We start from the raw sequence: 19,110 nt of genomic DNA on the forward strand, positions 1-19,110 counted from the left end.
AAATATATCATTATGAAATTATCAGAAGTAAAAGTAGCTCTAAAAGCTTTAAAAAAAATTGGTTTTCAATTACCAAACGGAGAATTAGTACCAAATCATTTTCATGTTACCGAAGTTGGGAAAATCACCAAAAATTTTATTGATTGCGGCGGAACCGTTAGAAACGAAGAAGTAGTAAACTTTCAACTTTGGAATGCCGATGATTATGACCACAGATTGCACCCAGAAAAATTATTAAATATTATAGAGCTTTCTGAAAAGGTTTTAGCCATCGGAAATTTAGAAATTGAAGTAGAATACCAAGCAGAAACTATTGGTAAATTCGGACTTGATTTTGATGGAACAAACTTCTTACTAACTTCTAAGCAAACAGATTGTTTAGCCAAAGACAATTGCGGAATTCCGGAAGAAAAAACAAAATTACAATTTTCAGAAATAGCTACAGGAAATTCTTGTGCTCCAGGAAGTGGATGTTGTTAAACTAAAAAAAAAAATCAACTTAAATAAAAATGATCACAACACAAACAACACTGTTTTCAGAAATAGAAAACGTAATTAAAGGTTTAAACTTTACAGCCATAACAGAAGAACGTAAAACCGTTTTACAACCTTTGGCAGATTATATTCAAACCAAAGTTTCTAATCAACAAGAAATTAGAATCAACTTTATTTGTACGCATAATTCTAGAAGAAGCCATTTATCTCAGGTTTGGGCACAAGCAATGGCTAGCTATTTTAACGTTAAAAATGTATTTTGTTATTCTGGAGGAACAGAAGCTACTGCTCTTTTCCCGATGGCTGCAGAAACGTTGAAAAATCAAGGTTTCCAGATTAAAACAATTTCAGAAGGTAAAAACCCTGTTTATAGTATAAAATACGGAGAGAATGCACATCCTATTATTGGGTTTTCTAAAAAGCTAGATGACGATTTTAATCCGAAATCTCAATTTGCTGCTATTATGACTTGCTCGCAAGCGGATGGTGGTTGTCCGTTTATTGCTGGTGCAGAAAAACGTATTCCAATAACTTTTGAAGATCCAAAGGCATTTGACAATACACCTCAACAAGCAGAAAAATACCAAGAAAGAAGCTTGCAAATTGCAGCGGAATTATTTTACGTTTTCTCACAAGTAAATTTATAAAAATGGCTTCAAAAAAATTAAGTTTTCTAGACAGTTATTTAACTTTATGGATATTTGTTGCCATGGCAATTGGAGTAAGTTTGGGGTATTTTATTCCTACTTTTCCAAACATTATAAATTCCTTTAGCAGCGGAACTACAAATATTCCTATTGCAATTGGCTTAATATTAATGATGTATCCGCCTTTGGCGAAAGTAAACTACGCACTATTACCTAAGATTTTTAAGAACACAAAAATCTTATCCATTTCACTAATTTTAAACTGGATTATTGGTCCTGTTTTAATGTTTATTTTGGCAATTATATTTTTACGTGACTATCCAGAATACATGGTCGGACTTATTTTAATTGGTTTGGCTCGTTGTATTGCAATGGTTTTGGTGTGGAATGATTTAGCAGAAGGAAGCGCTGAATACGGAGCTGGACTAGTGGCTTTAAACAGTATATTTCAAGTTTTTGCATATAGTTTTTATGCATGGCTATTTATAACTGTACTTCCTCCCTATTTTGGGTTTGAAGGTGCAATTGTAGATATTTCCGTAGCTACTATTGCAGAGAGTGTTGCTATTTATTTAGGAGTTCCGTTTCTATTAGGTATTTTAAGTAGATTAATTTTAGTGAAATTAAAAGGAGAAGATTGGTACACAAACAAATTTATCCCTACAATTTCTCCATTAACCTTAATTGCATTGTTATTTACCATTGTAGTGATGTTTTCTTTAAAAGGAGAATTAATTGTAGAAATACCTATGGATGTTTTAATCATCGCTGTTCCTTTATTAATTTACTTTACATTGATGTTTATTATTGGTTTTTTCTTTACCAAAGCATCAGGGGCAGAATATGATAAAACTGCAGCCGTGGCATTTACAGCTGCAGGTAATAATTTTGAATTAGCAATAGCAGTTGCCATTGCTGTTTTCGGTTTAAACTCCGGACAGGCTTTTGCAGGTGTAATAGGTCCTTTAGTAGAAGTGCCTGCTTTAATTTTATTAGTACGTGTTTCTTTTTGGTTGAAGAAAAAATATTACAATAAAGCCTAGTTTTATAAACATTTTACTATATAATAAGTTAAATTTGTGTAAACCATCTTAAGAAATTGCACAAATGAATTTAACCATTGAAAACATACTATTAGTTGGATCTATACTCCTTTTTATAAGTATTATTGTTGGTAAAACCTCCTATAAATTTGGAGTACCAACTTTAATACTTTTTTTAGCTATCGGAATGATGGCAGGATCAGAAGGGATTGGCGGTATTAATTTCGATGATCCAAAAATGGCACAATTTATAGGGATTGTTTCACTTAACTTTATCTTGTTTTCTGGTGGTTTAGACACCAATTTTAAAGCAATAAAACCAATTTTAAAAGAAGGTCTAGTTTTATCTACTGTAGGTGTTTTACTTACGGCACTTTCCTTAGGTACTTTTGTTTGGTTTGTTACAGACTTTACGATATACGAAAGTTTACTTCTAGGCTCTATTGTTTCTTCTACAGATGCAGCTGCCGTTTTTTCCATTTTAAGATCAAAAAATTTAGCTTTAAAAAATAACTTAAGACAAACTTTAGAGTTAGAAAGTGGTAGTAACGACCCAATGGCATATGTATTAACATTGGCTTTTTTAACTTTAGTAATCAACCAAGATTTAAGTATTGCCTCTATAATTCCAACGTTTTTTCAACAAATGATTTTTGGTGGAATTGCAGGTTTTGGTTTTGGTAAATTAAGCGTATTTATCATCAATAAAATCAAACTTGACTTCGAGGGTTTGTATCCTGTTTTAGTCATTGCCCTTATGTTTATTACTTTTTCGGCTACAGATGCAGTTGGCGGAAATGGTTTTTTAGCAATTTACATTTGTGCTGTTTATTTAGGAAATCATGATTTAATACATAAATCTACCATTCTAAAAATGTTTGATGGTATGGCGTGGCTTATGCAAATTGTATTGTTCCTGACTTTAGGTTTGCTTGTTTTTCCTTCAGAAATAATCCCTTATATGGGCGTTGGAATCTTAATTTCTATATTTTTAATTTTAATTGCGAGACCAATAAGTGTTTTTATTAGTTTACTATTTTTTAAAATGAAACTTCGTAGACGTCTCTACATTTCTTGGGTTGGTTTACGTGGCGCTGTGCCTATTGTGTTTGCCACCTATCCGCTTTTAGCGGGAATAGACAAAGCAAATGTTATTTTTAATATTGTCTTTTTTATCTCGGTAACCTCTGTATTAATACAAGGTACCACATTATCTCTTTTTTCTAAATGGTTAAATGTTGCGCTACCAGAAAAATTAAGTCCGGTTGCAGAGAATGATCGTTATATTTTGAATTTACCAAAATCTGCTATGAAAGAATTAAAAATTCCAGCAGACAGTACAGCTGTTAATAAACGAATTGTAGATTTACACTTTCCAACTTGTGCCTTTATAAGTATGATAAAAAGAGACGGTAAATTTGTGCGCCCAGGAGGAGCAACTGTTATTGAAGCAAACGACACGCTTGTGATATTGCTAGACAATGATCACAGTATAAAAGAAGTTTGTGACGTATTTAATAAATACGGAATGAGTTATATTGAAAATGTAACAGAGTAATAAAAACGAACCTTTTTTAGTCTTATAAAATTGAAAAATACTGATATCTTATAGCAATTTAAAGCATATTGAATTCAATCATCAGTTTGCAATACCATTGCAAGAATAAGTTTCTATATTTGCATCAATGAAATTTTTAATATTTTTATTAGCTATTTATATTTTTGCACTCAACCTAACACCTTGTGCAGATTTTATTGTGCCTAATGATCATGTACAAACCAAAATTTCACAAATTACCGACAACCACAAACATCAAGACTCAGATTTATGTTCGCCTTTTTGTATTTGTCAATGTTGCCACGTAAACGCAACAGATCTTCAATTAACTTTTATAAAAATTGAAGTTTCTGAAATTTCGACACAAGATTTTTTCTTTTTAAATGGCTCAGAAAAAGAGTATACTTCTTCAATTTTACAGCCTCCAATAGCATAATTTAATTCTTTTACAGGATACTTATATCCCATTTTGAATCTTTTAGGTTCTTTTTATTTCGAATGATTCTATTTTTATAATTGAATTATATCGAGATGTTTAACTGAATTAAATCTTTTTTTATGATTAATAAAATCATTGATTTCTCAATCAATAACAAGTTTATTATTGGTTTGCTTACGCTTACCATAATTGCAGCAGGTATTTGGAGCATGACCAAAGTACCTATAGATGCTGTGCCAGATATTACAAACAACCAAGTACAAGTAATTACCCAAGCGCCAAACTTGGGCACAGAAGATATTGAACAGATAGTAACCTACCCTGTAGAAATTGCCATGAGTAATCTGCCTAATGTTCAAGAAATTCGTTCTATTTCTCGCTTTGGTCTGTCTGTTGTTACCGTTGTTTTTGATGACGATATGGGCACGTATTTGCCACGTCAATTAGTAGCAGAAAAACTAAACGATATTAAAGCTCACATTCCCGAAGGATTTGGAGAACCATCCATGGGACCAATATCTTCTGGATTAGGAGAAATTTATCAATACACCTTAAAAGTAAAGCCAGTATTTAAAGACAAATACTCAATTACCGATTTGCGAACCATGCAAGATTGGATTGTACAACGTCAAATGGCTATGGTAAAAGGTGTTGTTGAGGTAAACGCCATAGGCGGAAAAATTAAGCAATATGAAGTTGCCCTAGATCCGAATGAATTAAGAGCAATTGGCTTAACTATTACCGATGTTTTTGAAGCGTTGGAAGTCAATAATCAAAATACTGGAGGTGCTTATATCGAAAAAAATCATCAAGCCAATTTTATTCGTGGAGAAGGATTGGCAAGAAATTTAGATGATATTAGACAAATTGTTATTAAAAACACTAATAATATTCCAATTACCATTGGAGACATTGCAACCGTTCAATATGGTGCTGCCGTTCGTTATGGTGCTATGACTCAAGATGGAAATGGTGAGGTTGTTGGCGGAACAGTAATGATGCTTAAAGGAGCCAACTCGAATGATGTTATAAAAAATGTAAAGGAAAGAATGGCTGAGATTGAAAAATCTTTACCAGAAGGTGTTAGTATAGAACCTTTATTAGACAGAAGTAAACTGATTAAAGAAACAACATCTACAGTTTCGAAAAACCTAACTGAAGGCGCTCTAATCGTCATTTTTGTCCTCATTTTTTTATTAGGTAATTGGCGTGGAGGCTTAATTGTGGCTTCAACAATTCCATTATCATTATTATTTGCTTTTATTTTAATGAATGCATTTGGTGTTTGGGCAAACCTAATGAGTTTAGGAGCTATAGATTTCGGAATTATTGTTGACGGAGCCGTAATTATTGTAGAAAGCACTGTTTTTATTATAGCTACACAAGTCTTAAAAAAGAAGAAATTATCACAAAAAGAAAGGGATGGTGTAGCAGCAAATGCTTCTAAAAAAATGATGAATGCAGCCTTTTTTGGTCAACTTATAATCTTAATTGTGTTTTTACCCATTTTAGCATTAGAAGGTATCGAAGGAAAAATGTTTAAGCCAATGGCTTTAACATTCATATTTGCCATGATTGGCGCCATGATTCTTTGCTTAACATATGTACCAATGATGTCTGCCTTAATTTTAAGAACACCTAAATCTGACAAAAAATCGTATGGTGATAGATTTGTGCTTTGGACAGAACGAAAATACCAACCAATATTAGAGAAAGCTTTAAAAAACGGAAAACTAATTGTTGGTATCTCGGTCGTTTTATTTGGTGTAACTGTATTTATGTTCTCTAAAATGGGAGGAGAATTTATACCACAACTAGATGAAGGAGATATTGCATTTCACTCTATTCTAAAACCCGGTAGTTCTCTTACAGAAACACTTGAAACGACAACTCGAGTTGAGCAAATTGTAATGTCTAAGTTTCCAGAAGTTAAAAAAGTTGTTAGTAAAATAGGAGTTGCAGAAATCCCTACAGACCCCATGCCTATGGATTTAGCTGATGTTTTTGTTATTCTGAAACCTAAAAATGAATGGACAACTGTAACTTCTAAAGACGAGTTAATTGAAAAAATAAAAGAAGCCGTAGAAATTATTCCAGGCGTAAATTATGAATTCACGCAACCTATGGAAATGCGTTTTAATGAATTGCTTGAAGGTGTTCGTGAAGATATTGCTATAAAAATTTATGGTGAAGACATTGATATTCTTTCTAAAAAAGCAGAAGAAATTTCTAAAATTATTGCAGGAACAAAAGGTATTGGTGATATGAAAACGGAAGCTACCACAGGTTTACCACAAATAACCATCACATATAATAGAAGTAAACTAGCGCAATATGGCTTGCAAATAAACATGCTGAATCAGATTGTTCAATCTGCATTTTCAGGAGGAACCGCTGGTATTATCTTTGAAGGTGAAAAACGTTTTGATTTAGTAGTTCGTTTAAATTCTGAAAATAGAAAAGACATTTCAGACGTTCAAAACTTATTTATCAACTTGCCTTCTGGAATACAAGTTCCGCTTCGCGAAGTTGCAGATGTGAGTTATAAATCGGGGCCTATGCAAATAAGTAGAGACAATACCAATAGAAGAACTTATGTTGGTATTAATGTTAGAGGGCGTGATGTAAAATCTTTAGTAGAAGAAATTAAAGTAAAATTAGATGCGAAATTGGAATTACCTTCTGGGTATTTTATCCGCTATGGAGGCGCTTTTGAAAACTTAGAACGTGCTAGTAATCGCTTGCAAACCGTTGTTCCGATTGCCTTGTTACTTATTTTTGTATTGATTTATTTTGCATTAAAATCGCTACCACAAACCTTAATGATTTACATAGCAATCCCTATGGCAACCATTGGCGGTGTTGTTGCATTATGGCTTAGAGACATGCCTTTTAGTATTTCTGCAGGTGTTGGTTTTATTGTACTCTTTGGAGTTGCTGTTCTTAACGGACTAGTAATGATTAGTGGTTTAAATGAATTAAAAGAAGAAGGTGTTACTAATTTAAAAGATAGAATTATAGAAGGTACCAAAAGACGTATTAGACCTATAATGTTAACTGCACTTACCGATGTTTTAGGTTTTTTACCAATGGCAATTTCATCATCTGCAGGCGCAGAAGTGCAAAGACCTTTAGCAACCGTTGTTATTGGAGGTTTATTGACGGCTACCCTATTAACACTATTCGTTTTACCTATTTTATATCATTGGGTAGAAAACAAAAATTTCAATTTTAAGATGAATAAAAAACTCGTTACAAATACCGCTATTTTAGTATTTATACTCTTACTACCTATCGTAGGATATGCCCAAGAGTCTGTAAATAAGCTACCGATACTTTCAATGCAAGATGCTCTAAAATTATCAAAAGAAAATTATCCTAGTTTAAAACAAGGACAACTACAAATTGAAAAACAGCAACTATTAAAAAGTACTGCTTTTGATTTTGGTACTACTCAAATTTATACAAGCGGAGAAGAACTAAACAATGGTGCTGGTGTTTACACAACTATTGGTTTAGGGCAATCTAACATTGATGTTTTTGGAATTTCATCTAAACGAAAATTAAATAAACAACGTATTCAATTGGCTGAAAAAGCCTATCAACTTTCTGAGTTAGATTTAGAGCTAGAAGTAAAAAAAGCTTGGTCAAAAGTATTTCAGACAAAGAGCAACTACTATTTATATAAAGAATTAGACTCAATTTATACCAATTTCGAAAAATCTGTAAAGTTAAATTATGAAGTAGAAGCGATCTCTAAATTAGAATATTTAGCGGCTAGAAATCAAAAGTTACAGATTCAGAATAAAACAAAACAAGCCTATAGTGCATATATTATTGCAATACAACAATTCAATTTATGGTTTGTTTCAGATGAGTTGTTTACCGTATCAGATAAATTTGAAGACCTAAATACTATTGATATCAGTGCGATTAACCCAGAATTGCATCCATTATACAGTCTTTCTCAGTTGCAAATAGCAGAAGCAGAAGCGAATTATAAAGTAGCAAAAGCAGAAAACTTACCTAAATTGAATCTTAAAGGAGGCTTACAGGAAGTACAAGGAGTTTCCGGATTTTATAGTTATCAAGTAGGTGTTTCTATTCCCTTTTTATCTGGGAGAACAAAAGCACAAATTAAGACTGCTAAAATAGATACAGAAATAGCTAAAGCAAATGTACAATTCAAACAGAAAGAAATTAAATCTAAATTATTTCAGGCAAAAGAAAATTATCAAAAATGGAAAACTTCTTGGTTGTTTTATAAAGAAGAAGTTTTACCACTTGTAAAAAGTCAAAAAACAGGTGCTTTATTTGCTTACAAAGAAGGAGAGATTGATTATACCGCATTTACACAACTTATAAAGGAAGCCATACAGTCTGAATTAGACGCACAAGATGCATTTATAAATTATTTAGAAAGTACTTTTGAATTACAATATTTTAAAAATTAAGACAATGAAAAACACAATATATAACATTCTAGCAGCATTAATTCTCTCAGTTTTATTAACTTCATGCGGTGATAAAAAAGCAGATACACATGCACACGATATAGAAGTTAAAACAGAAGTAAAGCAAGAAGAACATCTTGAAGAAGCGATGCTTTCTGCTCAACAATTTGATGCTTTAAAAATGAAAGTAGCAACTATAACTACAAGACAAATGAGTGGTTTTGTAGAAGCAAATGGAACCTTAGAGGTTCCGCCACAAAATGAAGCAGCAATAACTACAGTTATAGGTGCAAATGTGGTTTCTATTAAAGTGATTGAAGGAGACAAAATAAATAAAGGGCAGGTTGTGGCCTACCTATCACATCCAAATATTATAAAAATGCAAACGGAATATTTAAATGCTTATAGCAATCGCAATTTTCTACAAAAGGGTTTTGAGCGTCAAAATAAACTATACAAAGCTGGCGTGGGTTCTGGTGCTAATTTTCAAAAAGCAGCAGCTGAGTATGAAGCTTCAAAAGCATTAGTTAATGGAATGGCTGCACAATTAAAACTGTTGAACATAAATACTTCTTCTGTTAGAAATGGCACTATTTTTCAACGTATTGCATTGCGAACTCCAATTGAAGGTTTTGTGCAAAAAGTTCAAGTAAAAATGGGTCAATATGTAGATCCACAAACAGAATTATTCGAAATTGTAGACACACATCACGTGCATGCTGATTTAATGGTTTTCGAAAAAGATGTTTACAAAGTAAAGAAAGGTCAGAAAATAACGTTTGATGTTCAATCGATTCCTAACCAAGAATTAACTGCAGAAATTTATTCAGTAGGCAAAACTTTTGAAGAAAATCCAAAAGCAATTCACATACACGCAGAAATAGAAAATAAAGAAGGAAATTTAATTCCGGGAATGTATATTAAAGGAAGAATTCAGGTAGAAAGCACAGAAAAAATGGCATTGCCAGAAAGTGCTATAACAAAAGAAGGAGATCATTTTTATGTTTTTTCTGTTGAAAAAGAAAATGATGCTTGGAGTTTTAAACCCGTAGAGGTTATTCCAGGCCAAAAAGATGGTGATTGGATCGCTTTAACTTTTCCGAATGAAATAAATCCTAATACAAAATTTGCTTATAACAATGCGTATTACCTTATTGCAGAAATAAAAAAAGGAGACGCAGAACATTCACATTAATGACGCAAACAATAGAACATTTTTTAGAATCTAACAATATTCGGGTCACAGCAATGCGACTGCTTATTTACAAGTTTCTGGCAAAAAAACAAGTTGCTGTTACCCTAACGGATATTGAAAATGCTTTTGAAAAAGCAGACAGAACAACTTTATACAGAACCATTAAAACTTTTGAAGAAAAGACAATTGTACATCAAATTGATGATGGAACGGGTATTACTAAATACGCCCTTTGTGCACAAGGATGTAATTGTGAAATTGAAACCGATTTGCACCTACATTTTCATTGCAATCATTGTAATGAAACAGTTTGCTTAACAGATCATAAAATTCCACAAATAAAAGTACCCGATGGTTTCATTTCAGAAAACATCAACCTCGTTGTAAAAGGAATATGTGATAAATGTAGCTGACAATAAATGCACTTCCGTTGCATTGAATTTTATAGCATCTTTGAGCTATAATTAAAAGCATTATGAAAAAAAAGCAACTCAATTTAAGAGATATAAAACCAAGTTCAGAAAAAGAACATCATCATCATGATGGACATAATCACGATGGAGAGCCAAGTGGTTTTAAAGCCTATATTCCGGCAATTGTAAGTTTTACAATGTTGATGACTGGTATTACCTTCGATTATTTTGATATTTCTTTTTTTAAAGATTGGCTCCGTATTATTTGGTACGGAATCGCATATATACCTGTTGGACTTCCCGTAGTTAAAGAAGGTTGGAAAAGTATTAAAAAAGGAGCTGTTTTTACCGAGTTTTTCTTAATGTCTATCGCAACTGTTGGTGCCTTTGTTATTGGCGAATATCCAGAAGGTGTTGCTGTAATGTTATTTTATGCCGTTGGCGAATTGTTCCAAGATGCTGCAGTTAATAGCGCAAAAAGAAACATCAAAGCGTTGTTAGATGTCCGTCCGAAAGAAGCCAATGTTTTTAGAAACGGAAAAACAGAAAGTGTAACTCCTGAAGAAGTTGTTATTGGCGAGAAAATTCAGGTTCGAGTAGGAGAAAAAATTCCGTTAGATGGAATTTTAACTTCAGCAAAAGCATCATTAAATACCGCGGCATTAACAGGAGAAAGTAAACCAAACACCATTGAAAAAGGAGATACTGTATTTGCAGGTAGTATTAACCTAGAAAGTGTCATTGAAGTTAAAGTTACCAAAGATTTTAAAGATAGTTCTATTGCTAGAATTTTAGATTTGGTACAAAATGCGACAGCCCGTAAATCTAAAACGGAATTGTTTATCAGAAAATTTGCACGAATTTACACTCCAATTGTGGTATATCTTGCAATCGCTGTAACATTCTTACCGTACTTTTTTGTAGTTAATTATGTGTTTACAGATTGGTTATATAAAGCCTTAATCTTCCTAGTAATTTCTTGTCCTTGTGCTTTGGTTATTTCTATTCCGTTAGGTTATTTTGGAGGATTAGGAGCTGCTTCTAAAAACGGAATTTTGTTTAAAGGAGCTTCTTTTTTAGACACCATGACTAAAATAAACACATTGGTTCTAGACAAAACAGGAACTGTAACGAAAGGTGTTTTTAAAATAACAAACATTAAAACGATTGGTTGGGAAGAAAAGGAATTTATGAAATACCTCTTTGCCATAGAAAAACAATCTACACACCCAATTGCCAAAGCTATTTTAGAATATAAGACAACTTCACCACATTTTAAAGCAACTGAAGTCACTGAAATTGCAGGAAAAGGTTTAAAAGGAATCGTGAATGGAAAAACTGTTTTAGTTGGTAACAAAGCTTTAATGATGGCTAACAAAATTGAAGTTCCCCAAGAAGTTGAAACAATTGTAGAATCAATCGTTTTAGTTGCTATTGACGGAGTCTTTGTTGGTTATGTAGTAATTGCAGATGAATTAAAAGACGATGCAAAACAAACCATTATCAACCTACATAAAATTGGTATTGAAAATATTATAATGCTTTCTGGTGATAAAAATTCTATTACTCAAAAAGTAGCATCAGAATTAGGTATTAAAATCGCCAAAGGCGGATTATTACCAGAAGACAAATTACATGAAGTAGAACTTTTAAAGCAAAATACTGCAAATAAAATTGTATTTATTGGTGATGGTATTAATGACGCACCCGTTTTAGCTACAAGTGATGTTGGTATTGCCATGGGCGGTTTAGGTAGTGATGTTGCCATTGAAACTGCAGATGTTATTATTCAGACAGATCAACCTTCTAAAGTAATAAAAGCGATAAAAATAAGTCGTGCTACACGTAAAATTATATGGCAAAATATAGCACTCGCTTTTGGTGTAAAATTAGTTGTAATGATTTTAGGAACTCTGGGCTTAGCAACCATGTGGGAAGCCGTTTTTGCTGATGTAGGCGTTGCTTTATTAGCCATTTTAAATGCAGTTAGACTACAAAAAATGCAGTACGATTAAGCATCATAATTACTTATTAAAACAAAATAAAGTCTCACTTAAACTGAAATCAGTTCAATTTAAGTGAGGCTTTTTAACTTATTTACTCTTTAAGCAAGACTACTCTTCACTTCCCCAAGGAGCAGAAGGTGTTTCAATTTCTTTTGTGACATCAAACTTTACAGAAAAGTATCTTTCAGAACCAATTCTTCTTAGATTATATGTAAAACTTGTTTCATCAATAGTTACCCACCAAACATTGGTTGCTGCTGACGGAATTAAATCTGCAGTTTGTTTATCCGCAGGAAAAACTTGAAGATTCGCTAAGCAAACATTCGAACTCATGCCTCCATATTGTGTAATTTTATATTCTGATCCATCTTTGTACCTATGATCGTGTTTTAATTGAATCAAATTATCTTTATCCATTGTAAAAACCCACGTTCTAGATTTGTCATCACCCACAAAAAAAGGAATTCTAATGGTATTTTCTTCACAAGAACGTACATGCATTACTAATTTCTCACCTGTAAAACCATCGCCTTCTTTTCCTCCTGCAACAATTTCTCCTTCATAAGATTTGCCACAATGTGTTGCTAAAACATCCCAAAACACTACAGAATTTGGTACACCTTGTGCTAATAATTGAATTGGTAACAATAATAGAAATACTAATTTTTTCATATTTTAATTTTAAATAATCGGATGAAGATACACTTTTTAAGCATAAAAAAACACCTCATTTACATGAGGCGTTTTTAAGTATTTATAAAACTTTAAGTATTAAGCTCCTAAAACTTCAGCAACTTTATCTGCAGCTTCTTGAAATTCTGTAGCAGAAATAATTTCCATTCCAGAATTGTCAATTAATTCTTTTGCTTCAACAGCGTTTGTACCTTGTAATCTACAAATAATTGGCACAGTAATTTTGTCTCCCATACTTTTGTATGCATCTACAACACCTTGTGCAACTCTGTCACAACGTACAATACCTCCAAAAATATTTACTAAAATTGCTTTTACATTCGGGTCTTTTAAGATAATACCGAAAGCAGTTTCAACTCTAGCTGCATCTGCAGTACCACCAACGTCTAAAAAGTTAGCAGGCTCTCCTCCAGATTCTTTAATTAAATCCATAGTTCCCATTGCTAAACCAGCTCCGTTTACCATACAACCGACGTTTCCATCTAAATCTACATAGTTTAAACCAGCAGCTTTTGCTTCAACTTCAATTGGGTTTTCTTCACGTAAATCACGCATTGCTGCATAATCTTTATGTCTGTATAATGCATTTTCATCTAAAGAAACTTTAGCATCAACTGCCATAATTTTAGAATCAGATGTTTTTAATACTGGATTAATTTCAAACATAGCAGAATCTGAACCAATATACGCTTTGTATAAATTGGTAACAAATTTTGTCATTTCTTTAAAAGCAACTCCAGATAAACCTAAGTTAAAAGCAACTTTACGTGCTTGAAAAGGCATGATTCCTAATAAAGGATCAATTTCTTCAGTAAAAATTAAGTGCGGAGTTTCTTCTGCAACAGTTTCAATATCCATTCCACCTTCTGTAGAATACATAATCATGTTTTTACCAGTTGCTCTGTTTAATAAGACAGACATATAGTATTCATCTGGCTCAGAATCTCCAGGATAATATACATCCTCACAGATTAAAACTTGATTCACTAATTTTCCTTCTGCAGAAGTTTGAGGAGTAACTAACATCATTCCTAAAATATCATCAGAAATACTTTTTACTTCGTCTAAGTTTTTAGCCAACTTAACTCCACCACCTTTACCACGACCACCTGCGTGAACTTGTGCTTTAATTACATGCCAACCAGTTCCTGTTTCTTCTGTAAGCTTTTTCGCAACTTCTACTGCCTCTGCAGGAGTACTTGCAACAATTCCACGTTGTATTCTAACGCCAAAACTGTTTAATATTTCTTTTCCTTGATATTCGTGTAAGTTCATCTGTAAATGTTTAAAACGGAATCAAAAATACAAATTCATATATAAAAAGGTGCAAAGTTTCTATTAAAAATTTATTAATGCTATTTATCTTAAATTTTCTAGAGATATTTTATTACAAAAAAGTGTAACATTTTAACAAGATACTCGTCTTTATAATAACGAACAAAATAGACTTATGTATCTAAAACAGAAAAGAGATATTGGTTTTGTACGTACAGATAATCAACCAAAAATTATATGTTTAAAAGAATCATTCTACTGCTTATTGCAGTGTTATCAATAGCTCCGCTATCTGCTCAAAATAAAAAAAACAGAAAAACTATTAAAACTACAAGGGTTAAAAAAACTCCTAAAATAGATGGTCTTTTAAATGATGTAGTATGGGAAAAGGCAGAAGTTTGTACAGACTTTGTTGACTTAAGACCAAATAATGGTAAATTAGTTTTAGAAGAATATCAAACAACTGTTAAGGTTATTTATGATAATGATGCCATCTATATTTCTGCTCAAATGAACGATCCAGACCCAGAAAGTATTCCGCAGGAGTTTGCAACAAGAGATAATTTTAGTATTGCAGACTTCTTTATGGTTACCATAAACCCTAACGACGATGGTCAAAATCCTTTTGAATTTTTAGTTCAAACTACCGGAAACCAAGCTGATGCTAAAATTTCTAACGGAGACGAAGACTTTAATTGGAGTGCTGTTTGGGAAAGTACTGCAAAAATTAATGATAAAGGTTGGGCTGTAGAAATGAAAATTCCCTACAGAGCACTTCGTTTTGCAAACAGACCAATACAATCTTGGGGGTTTAATTTTCACCGAAGGTTAGAGAAATTAAACGCTCATCACACCTGGACGCACATTGACAATGCTGTTGGAAGATGGACGCAATACGATGGTTTAATTGAAGATTTTAGAGATATTAAACCACCAACAAGATTAAATCTTTACCCATATGCTTCTGCAACTGCTAATACTTTTGAAGGACATACAAAATATGATTGGAGTGTTGGAATGGATATTAAATATGGTTTAACTGAAAATTTTACTTTAGATGCTACTCTAATTCCAGATTTTAGTCAGGTTGGTTTTGATGATGTTGAATTAAATTTAGGCCCTTTTGAACAACAATTTACTGAACAAAGGCAATTTTTTACAGAAGGAACCGAATTATTTAACAAAGCAAACCTTTTTTACTCTAGAAGAATAGGTAGTGACCCAATAGATCAATTTAACGTAGAAAGCACTTTAACTTCGGACGAAGAAATTACAGATTACCCAAGTAAAGTAACCATGTTAAATGCTATAAAAGTTTCTGGAAGAACAAAAAGCGGACTGGGAATTGGATTTTTTAATGCCATTACAGAAAAAACAGAAGCAACCATAAAAAATAATTCTACAGGAGACACTAGAAAAGAAGTGATAGCCCCTTTTACAAACTACAATATTTTAGTTTTAGACCAACAGTTTAATCAGAATTCTACAGTAACATTAATCAACACAAATGTTACAAGAGACGGCAGGTTTAGAGATGCAAATGTAACTGCTTTAGATTGGCACATAGAAACAAAAGACAGTAAATACAATGCAGATGGCTCTGTTAAGATGAGTAATATTTCTGATGACATAAACAACCCAAACACCGGGTATACATTTGATAATAGCTTTGGATATAATTCTGATCACTGGAACTGGGAATTGGGTTATAATTTTGAAAACAAAGATTTTAACCCGAATGATTTAGGAATTCTTTTTAGCAACAACGAACAATCTATTTATGGTAGCGCAGGGTGGCGAACTTTACAGCCAACCAAAAATTATAATTGGTATAATATTTACTACTACAACAATGCTAATTTTCAACATTATTCTGGCATTTATACTGGTTTTACTGCTAGCGCAGGAATTGAAGCCCAGACAAGAAATAGATTTACTTTTGGAGGAAACTTAAACTACAATACAGAAGAAAAAGATTTCTTTGAACCAAGACAAGGATCTACAAGTGGCATTTATTTTCTACAACCAGAAAGAAAAAATATAAATATTTGGATCTCTACCAACTCACAAAAAAAATTAGAAGTGAATGCAGATATTTATTATTCTGCCTACAACAATTACAACAAGGCAGCTTACGGCTTTAGCATTGCTCCTCGTTACAGATTTACAAATCAGTTTTCTTTACAATATCAATTAAATTACAATAAAACGGATAATGATTTAGGTTTTGTAGATAAAGTAAACACCAACATTATCTTCGGTAAAAGAGATCGAAAAAACTACACCAACACCATTGCTGGTAAATATAGTTTTAGTACCAATTCTTCTTTATCTCTTAGTTTTAGACATTATTGGGGCGCTGTTAACTATAACGATTACTACAATCTTAACACAAACGGTGGATTAAACTCAAACACAACCTATAATAGCGATAATGTAAACTTTAATAGTTGGAATTTAGATCTGAGTTACATTTGGCAATTTGCCCCAGGGAGTCAGTTAATTGCTTTTTACAGAAATGCAATTTTTAATGAAGACACAAACGCAGACTTAAATTTCAGTAAAAACTTAGACAACTTATTTAAGGAATCACAAAGACATACGTTTTCTGTTAGGCTTGTTTATTTTATCGATTATAACAAATTGAAAAATATTTTTTAAAACTTCTTACTTTATAAACACAACGGATATTCTTAATAACAAAGGATATCCGTTTTTTTATGAGTAAAATTAAAGTCTTTTTTATACATTCGTTACAAAGTTATAGGTATGATAATAGGTAAAAACATTCACAAATATTATGGGGATGTAGAAGTTTTAAAAGGAGTAGATTTACATATTAAAAAAGGAGAAATCGTTGCTATTGTTGGTCCATCCGGAGCAGGAAAAACAACTTTACTTCAAATTTTAGGCACCTTAGACAAACCTCAAAAAGATCAAAACTACGAGTTAAAACTAAATAACGTTTCACTAAAAAACCTCCCAGACAAAAAACTTTCTTCTTTTAGAAACCAGCATATTGGCTTTATATTTCAATTTCATCAATTATTACCAGAATTTACGGCTTTAGAAAATGTTTGTATTCCTGCTTTTATTGCTAAAAAATCGAAATTAGAAACAGAAACAAGAGCTAAAGAAATACTTACATTTTTAGGATTATCGCACAGAATAAGTCACAAACCAAACGAACTTTCTGGAGGAGAACAACAAAGAGTTGCCGTTGCCAGAGCATTAATTAACAATCCTTCCGTTATATTAGCGGATGAACCTAGTGGTAATCTAGATAGTGAATCTGCTAAAAACTTACACGAATTGTTCTTTAAATTGCGTGATGAATTTGGACAAACCTTTGTAATTATTACGCATAATGAAGAATTAGCAGACATGGCAGATAGAAAATTAACCATGATTGACGGTAAAATTATAGAATAGTGTAACATTTCTAAGTTTAATACTACTTATAAATAAACCTAGATAATGAAAGAAACCTTTAACAATGTAATTAGCTATTTAAAAAATCCAGTACCAGGCATAGATCCCAATAAGAATGCTGGTTATCGCATTAAAGTATTCTTTCACCTATTTGTTATAAGCATAGCAACCAGCATTATAATCACTCCTTTATTCAGTTTAATTCAAGAGTTACAACTTGTAGATTTTGAAACTCATAAACTAGAAGAAATGTTTAAAGATTTGTCTTTTATTCAAGTTTTATTATTAGGTTCTATCCTTACTCCTATTTTAGAAGAAACCTTATTTAGAGCCCCAATTACTATTTTTGTAAAACCTAAATCGTTTAAATATGCCTTTTATATTTTTACACTAATTTTTGGTTTTATACATATTAGCAATTTTGAAATCACCACAAACGTCCTATTACTCTCTCCCATATTAATCTTACCACAATTATTAGTTGGTGGTTATTTTGGATATATAAGAGTAAAATTTGGCTTATTATGGGCGATGTTACTTCATGGAAGTTATAATGGTTTTTTATTTTTAATGAGTTTTTTATTTGAGTAGATAAATATGAAGAAATCTGAATTAAAAGAATTTTTAGACGAGAAGGTAGTTCTATATAACACCCCTAATTTTATTGAATCTGACCCAATTCAGATTCCGCATTTGTTCACCAAAAAGGAAGATATTGAAATTTCAGGCTTTTTAACAGCAACTATTTCTTGGGGAAATCGAACTATGATTATTAAAAACGCCACTAAAATGATGGATTATTTTGATCATTCTCCTTTTGATTTTGTTATGAATCATGAAGAAAATGATTTAAAAATTCTTGAAAATTTTGTGCATAGAACTTTTAATGCAATCGATTTACAACAATTTATAAAGTCTTTAAAACACATTTACACGCATCACCAAGGATTAGAAAAGGTGTTGTTGGTTGATAAAAAACAGACCGATTATAAGCATGCAATTCATCATTTAAAACAAGTTTTTTTTGAAACTCCTCATCAACAAAGAACTCAAAAACACATCTCAGATCCTCTAAAAAATTCGGCAGCAAAAAGAATAAATATGTTCTTAAGATGGATGGTTAGAAACGATAATTCTGGGGTAGATTTTGGCATTTGGAAAACCCACAAACCTGCAAATTTATCATGCCCATTAGACGTACATTCTGGTAATGTTGCACGTAAATTAAAACTTCTTTTAAGGAAACAAAATGACTGGAAAGCACTTTCTGAATTAGATACAAACTTGCGAAAACTAGATCCAAATGACCCTGTAAAATATGATTTCGCTTTGTTTGGTTTAGGTGTTTTTGAAAAATTTTAACGACTCTTAAAACTCTAAAAAAAGACAAACAAAGCAGTTTATTACACCTAATTTAAAGTTCCTTTTCATCCCTTGTTCTGCTATTTCTATTTTCAAAT

Annotated in this window: 15 protein-coding genes; 13 read left to right on the forward strand and 2 right to left on the reverse strand. The window is 32.1% G+C overall.

Annotated features, from left to right (window positions below; genetic code table 11):
- Positions 1–12: 12 nt before the first annotated feature.
- From H0I28_RS07955 to H0I28_RS07995, 9 genes are all read left to right on the forward strand, one after another.
- The gene (locus H0I28_RS07955; RefSeq protein WP_218761323.1) at positions 13–480 is read left to right on the forward strand and encodes a DUF6428 family protein; all 468 of its coding nucleotides are present in this window, start codon (positions 13–15) and stop codon (positions 478–480) included.
- 29 nt (positions 481–509) lie between these two features.
- Complete coding sequence (locus H0I28_RS07960) at positions 510–1,142, forward strand: low molecular weight phosphatase family protein (RefSeq protein WP_218761324.1); 633 nt, start codon at positions 510–512, stop codon at positions 1,140–1,142.
- Between the two features lie 2 nt (positions 1,143–1,144).
- The gene (gene arsB, locus H0I28_RS07965; protein WP_218761325.1) at positions 1,145–2,185 is read left to right on the forward strand and encodes an ACR3 family arsenite efflux transporter; all 1,041 of its coding nucleotides are present in this window, start codon (positions 1,145–1,147) and stop codon (positions 2,183–2,185) included.
- A gap of 64 nt (positions 2,186–2,249) precedes the next feature.
- A complete protein-coding gene (locus tag H0I28_RS07970; RefSeq protein WP_218754020.1) occupies positions 2,250–3,743 on the forward strand; it encodes a potassium/proton antiporter in 1,494 nt (497 codons plus the stop codon).
- A gap of 127 nt (positions 3,744–3,870) precedes the next feature.
- Positions 3,871–4,179, forward strand: coding sequence for a DUF6660 family protein (locus tag H0I28_RS07975; protein ID WP_218754021.1), 309 nt, complete (start codon positions 3,871–3,873; stop codon positions 4,177–4,179).
- A gap of 122 nt (positions 4,180–4,301) precedes the next feature.
- Positions 4,302–8,636: a CusA/CzcA family heavy metal efflux RND transporter gene (locus H0I28_RS07980; protein WP_218761326.1), complete on the forward strand. Its 4,335-nt coding sequence runs from the start codon at positions 4,302–4,304 to the stop codon at positions 8,634–8,636.
- A gap of 4 nt (positions 8,637–8,640) precedes the next feature.
- Complete coding sequence (locus tag H0I28_RS07985) at positions 8,641–9,831, forward strand: efflux RND transporter periplasmic adaptor subunit (RefSeq protein ID WP_218761327.1); 1,191 nt, start codon at positions 8,641–8,643, stop codon at positions 9,829–9,831.
- Complete coding sequence (locus tag H0I28_RS07990) at positions 9,831–10,244, forward strand: Fur family transcriptional regulator (protein WP_218761328.1); 414 nt, start codon at positions 9,831–9,833, stop codon at positions 10,242–10,244. Before H0I28_RS07985 ends, H0I28_RS07990 begins: the two co-directional genes overlap by 1 nt.
- Positions 10,245–10,306: 62 nt before the next feature.
- Positions 10,307–12,259, forward strand: coding sequence for a heavy metal translocating P-type ATPase (locus H0I28_RS07995; protein WP_218761329.1), 1,953 nt, complete (start codon positions 10,307–10,309; stop codon positions 12,257–12,259).
- Between the two features lie 99 nt (positions 12,260–12,358).
- Here H0I28_RS07995 and H0I28_RS08000 read toward each other — a convergent pair whose 3' ends face one another.
- Entirely contained in the window at positions 12,359–12,922 is a 564-nt protein-coding gene (locus H0I28_RS08000; RefSeq protein WP_218761330.1) for a hypothetical protein, read from the reverse strand.
- 99 nt (positions 12,923–13,021) lie between these two features.
- Positions 13,022–14,218: an ADP-forming succinate--CoA ligase subunit beta gene (gene sucC, locus H0I28_RS08005; RefSeq protein ID WP_165733658.1), complete on the reverse strand. Its 1,197-nt coding sequence runs from the start codon at positions 14,216–14,218 to the stop codon at positions 13,022–13,024.
- A gap of 237 nt (positions 14,219–14,455) precedes the next feature.
- Between sucC and H0I28_RS08010 the strand changes: the two genes are divergently transcribed.
- The 4 genes from H0I28_RS08010 (at position 14,456) to H0I28_RS08025 (ending at position 19,012) form a co-directional block, all read left to right on the forward strand.
- On the forward strand, positions 14,456–16,879 hold the full coding sequence (locus tag H0I28_RS08010; RefSeq protein ID WP_218761331.1) for a DUF5916 domain-containing protein: 2,424 nt from the start codon (positions 14,456–14,458) through the stop codon (positions 16,877–16,879).
- Positions 16,880–16,987: 108 nt separating this feature from the next.
- The gene (locus H0I28_RS08015; protein ID WP_218761332.1) at positions 16,988–17,650 is read left to right on the forward strand and encodes an ABC transporter ATP-binding protein; all 663 of its coding nucleotides are present in this window, start codon (positions 16,988–16,990) and stop codon (positions 17,648–17,650) included.
- A 45-nt stretch (positions 17,651–17,695) separates the two neighbouring features.
- Positions 17,696–18,241 carry a CPBP family intramembrane glutamic endopeptidase gene (locus H0I28_RS08020; protein WP_218731011.1) on the forward strand — a complete coding sequence of 182 codons (546 nt, stop codon included), beginning with the start codon at positions 17,696–17,698 and terminating at the stop codon, positions 18,239–18,241.
- 6 nt (positions 18,242–18,247) lie between these two features.
- The gene (locus tag H0I28_RS08025; RefSeq protein WP_218754029.1) at positions 18,248–19,012 is read left to right on the forward strand and encodes a TIGR02757 family protein; all 765 of its coding nucleotides are present in this window, start codon (positions 18,248–18,250) and stop codon (positions 19,010–19,012) included.
- The last annotated feature ends 98 nt before the right edge of the window (positions 19,013–19,110 follow it).

Origin of the sequence: Polaribacter sp. AHE13PA, from assembly GCF_019278505.1 — a bacterium.
Taxonomy (GTDB): Bacteria; Bacteroidota; Bacteroidia; order Flavobacteriales; family Flavobacteriaceae; genus Polaribacter.

Coding starts and splice junctions, on each gene's coding strand:
- arsB (WP_218761325.1), top strand. CDS start 1,145: ATGGCTTCAAAAAAATTAAGTTTTCTAGACAGTTATTTAACTTTATGG.
- H0I28_RS08010 (WP_218761331.1), top strand. CDS start 14,456: ATGTTTAAAAGAATCATTCTACTGCTTATTGCAGTGTTATCAATAGCT.
- H0I28_RS07985 (WP_218761327.1), top strand. CDS start 8,641: ATGAAAAACACAATATATAACATTCTAGCAGCATTAATTCTCTCAGTT.
- H0I28_RS07980 (WP_218761326.1), top strand. CDS start 4,302: ATGATTAATAAAATCATTGATTTCTCAATCAATAACAAGTTTATTATT.
- H0I28_RS07990 (WP_218761328.1), top strand. CDS start 9,831: ATGACGCAAACAATAGAACATTTTTTAGAATCTAACAATATTCGGGTC.
- H0I28_RS08020 (WP_218731011.1), top strand. CDS start 17,696: ATGAAAGAAACCTTTAACAATGTAATTAGCTATTTAAAAAATCCAGTA.
- H0I28_RS08015 (WP_218761332.1), top strand. CDS start 16,988: ATGATAATAGGTAAAAACATTCACAAATATTATGGGGATGTAGAAGTT.
- H0I28_RS07970 (WP_218754020.1), top strand. CDS start 2,250: ATGAATTTAACCATTGAAAACATACTATTAGTTGGATCTATACTCCTT.
- H0I28_RS07955 (WP_218761323.1), top strand. CDS start 13: ATGAAATTATCAGAAGTAAAAGTAGCTCTAAAAGCTTTAAAAAAAATT.
- H0I28_RS07995 (WP_218761329.1), top strand. CDS start 10,307: ATGAAAAAAAAGCAACTCAATTTAAGAGATATAAAACCAAGTTCAGAA.
- H0I28_RS08000 (WP_218761330.1), bottom strand. CDS start 12,922: ATGAAAAAATTAGTATTTCTATTATTGTTACCAATTCAATTATTAGCA.
- sucC (WP_165733658.1), bottom strand. CDS start 14,218: ATGAACTTACACGAATATCAAGGAAAAGAAATATTAAACAGTTTTGGC.
- H0I28_RS07960 (WP_218761324.1), top strand. CDS start 510: ATGATCACAACACAAACAACACTGTTTTCAGAAATAGAAAACGTAATT.
- H0I28_RS08025 (WP_218754029.1), top strand. CDS start 18,248: ATGAAGAAATCTGAATTAAAAGAATTTTTAGACGAGAAGGTAGTTCTA.
- H0I28_RS07975 (WP_218754021.1), top strand. CDS start 3,871: ATGAAATTTTTAATATTTTTATTAGCTATTTATATTTTTGCACTCAAC.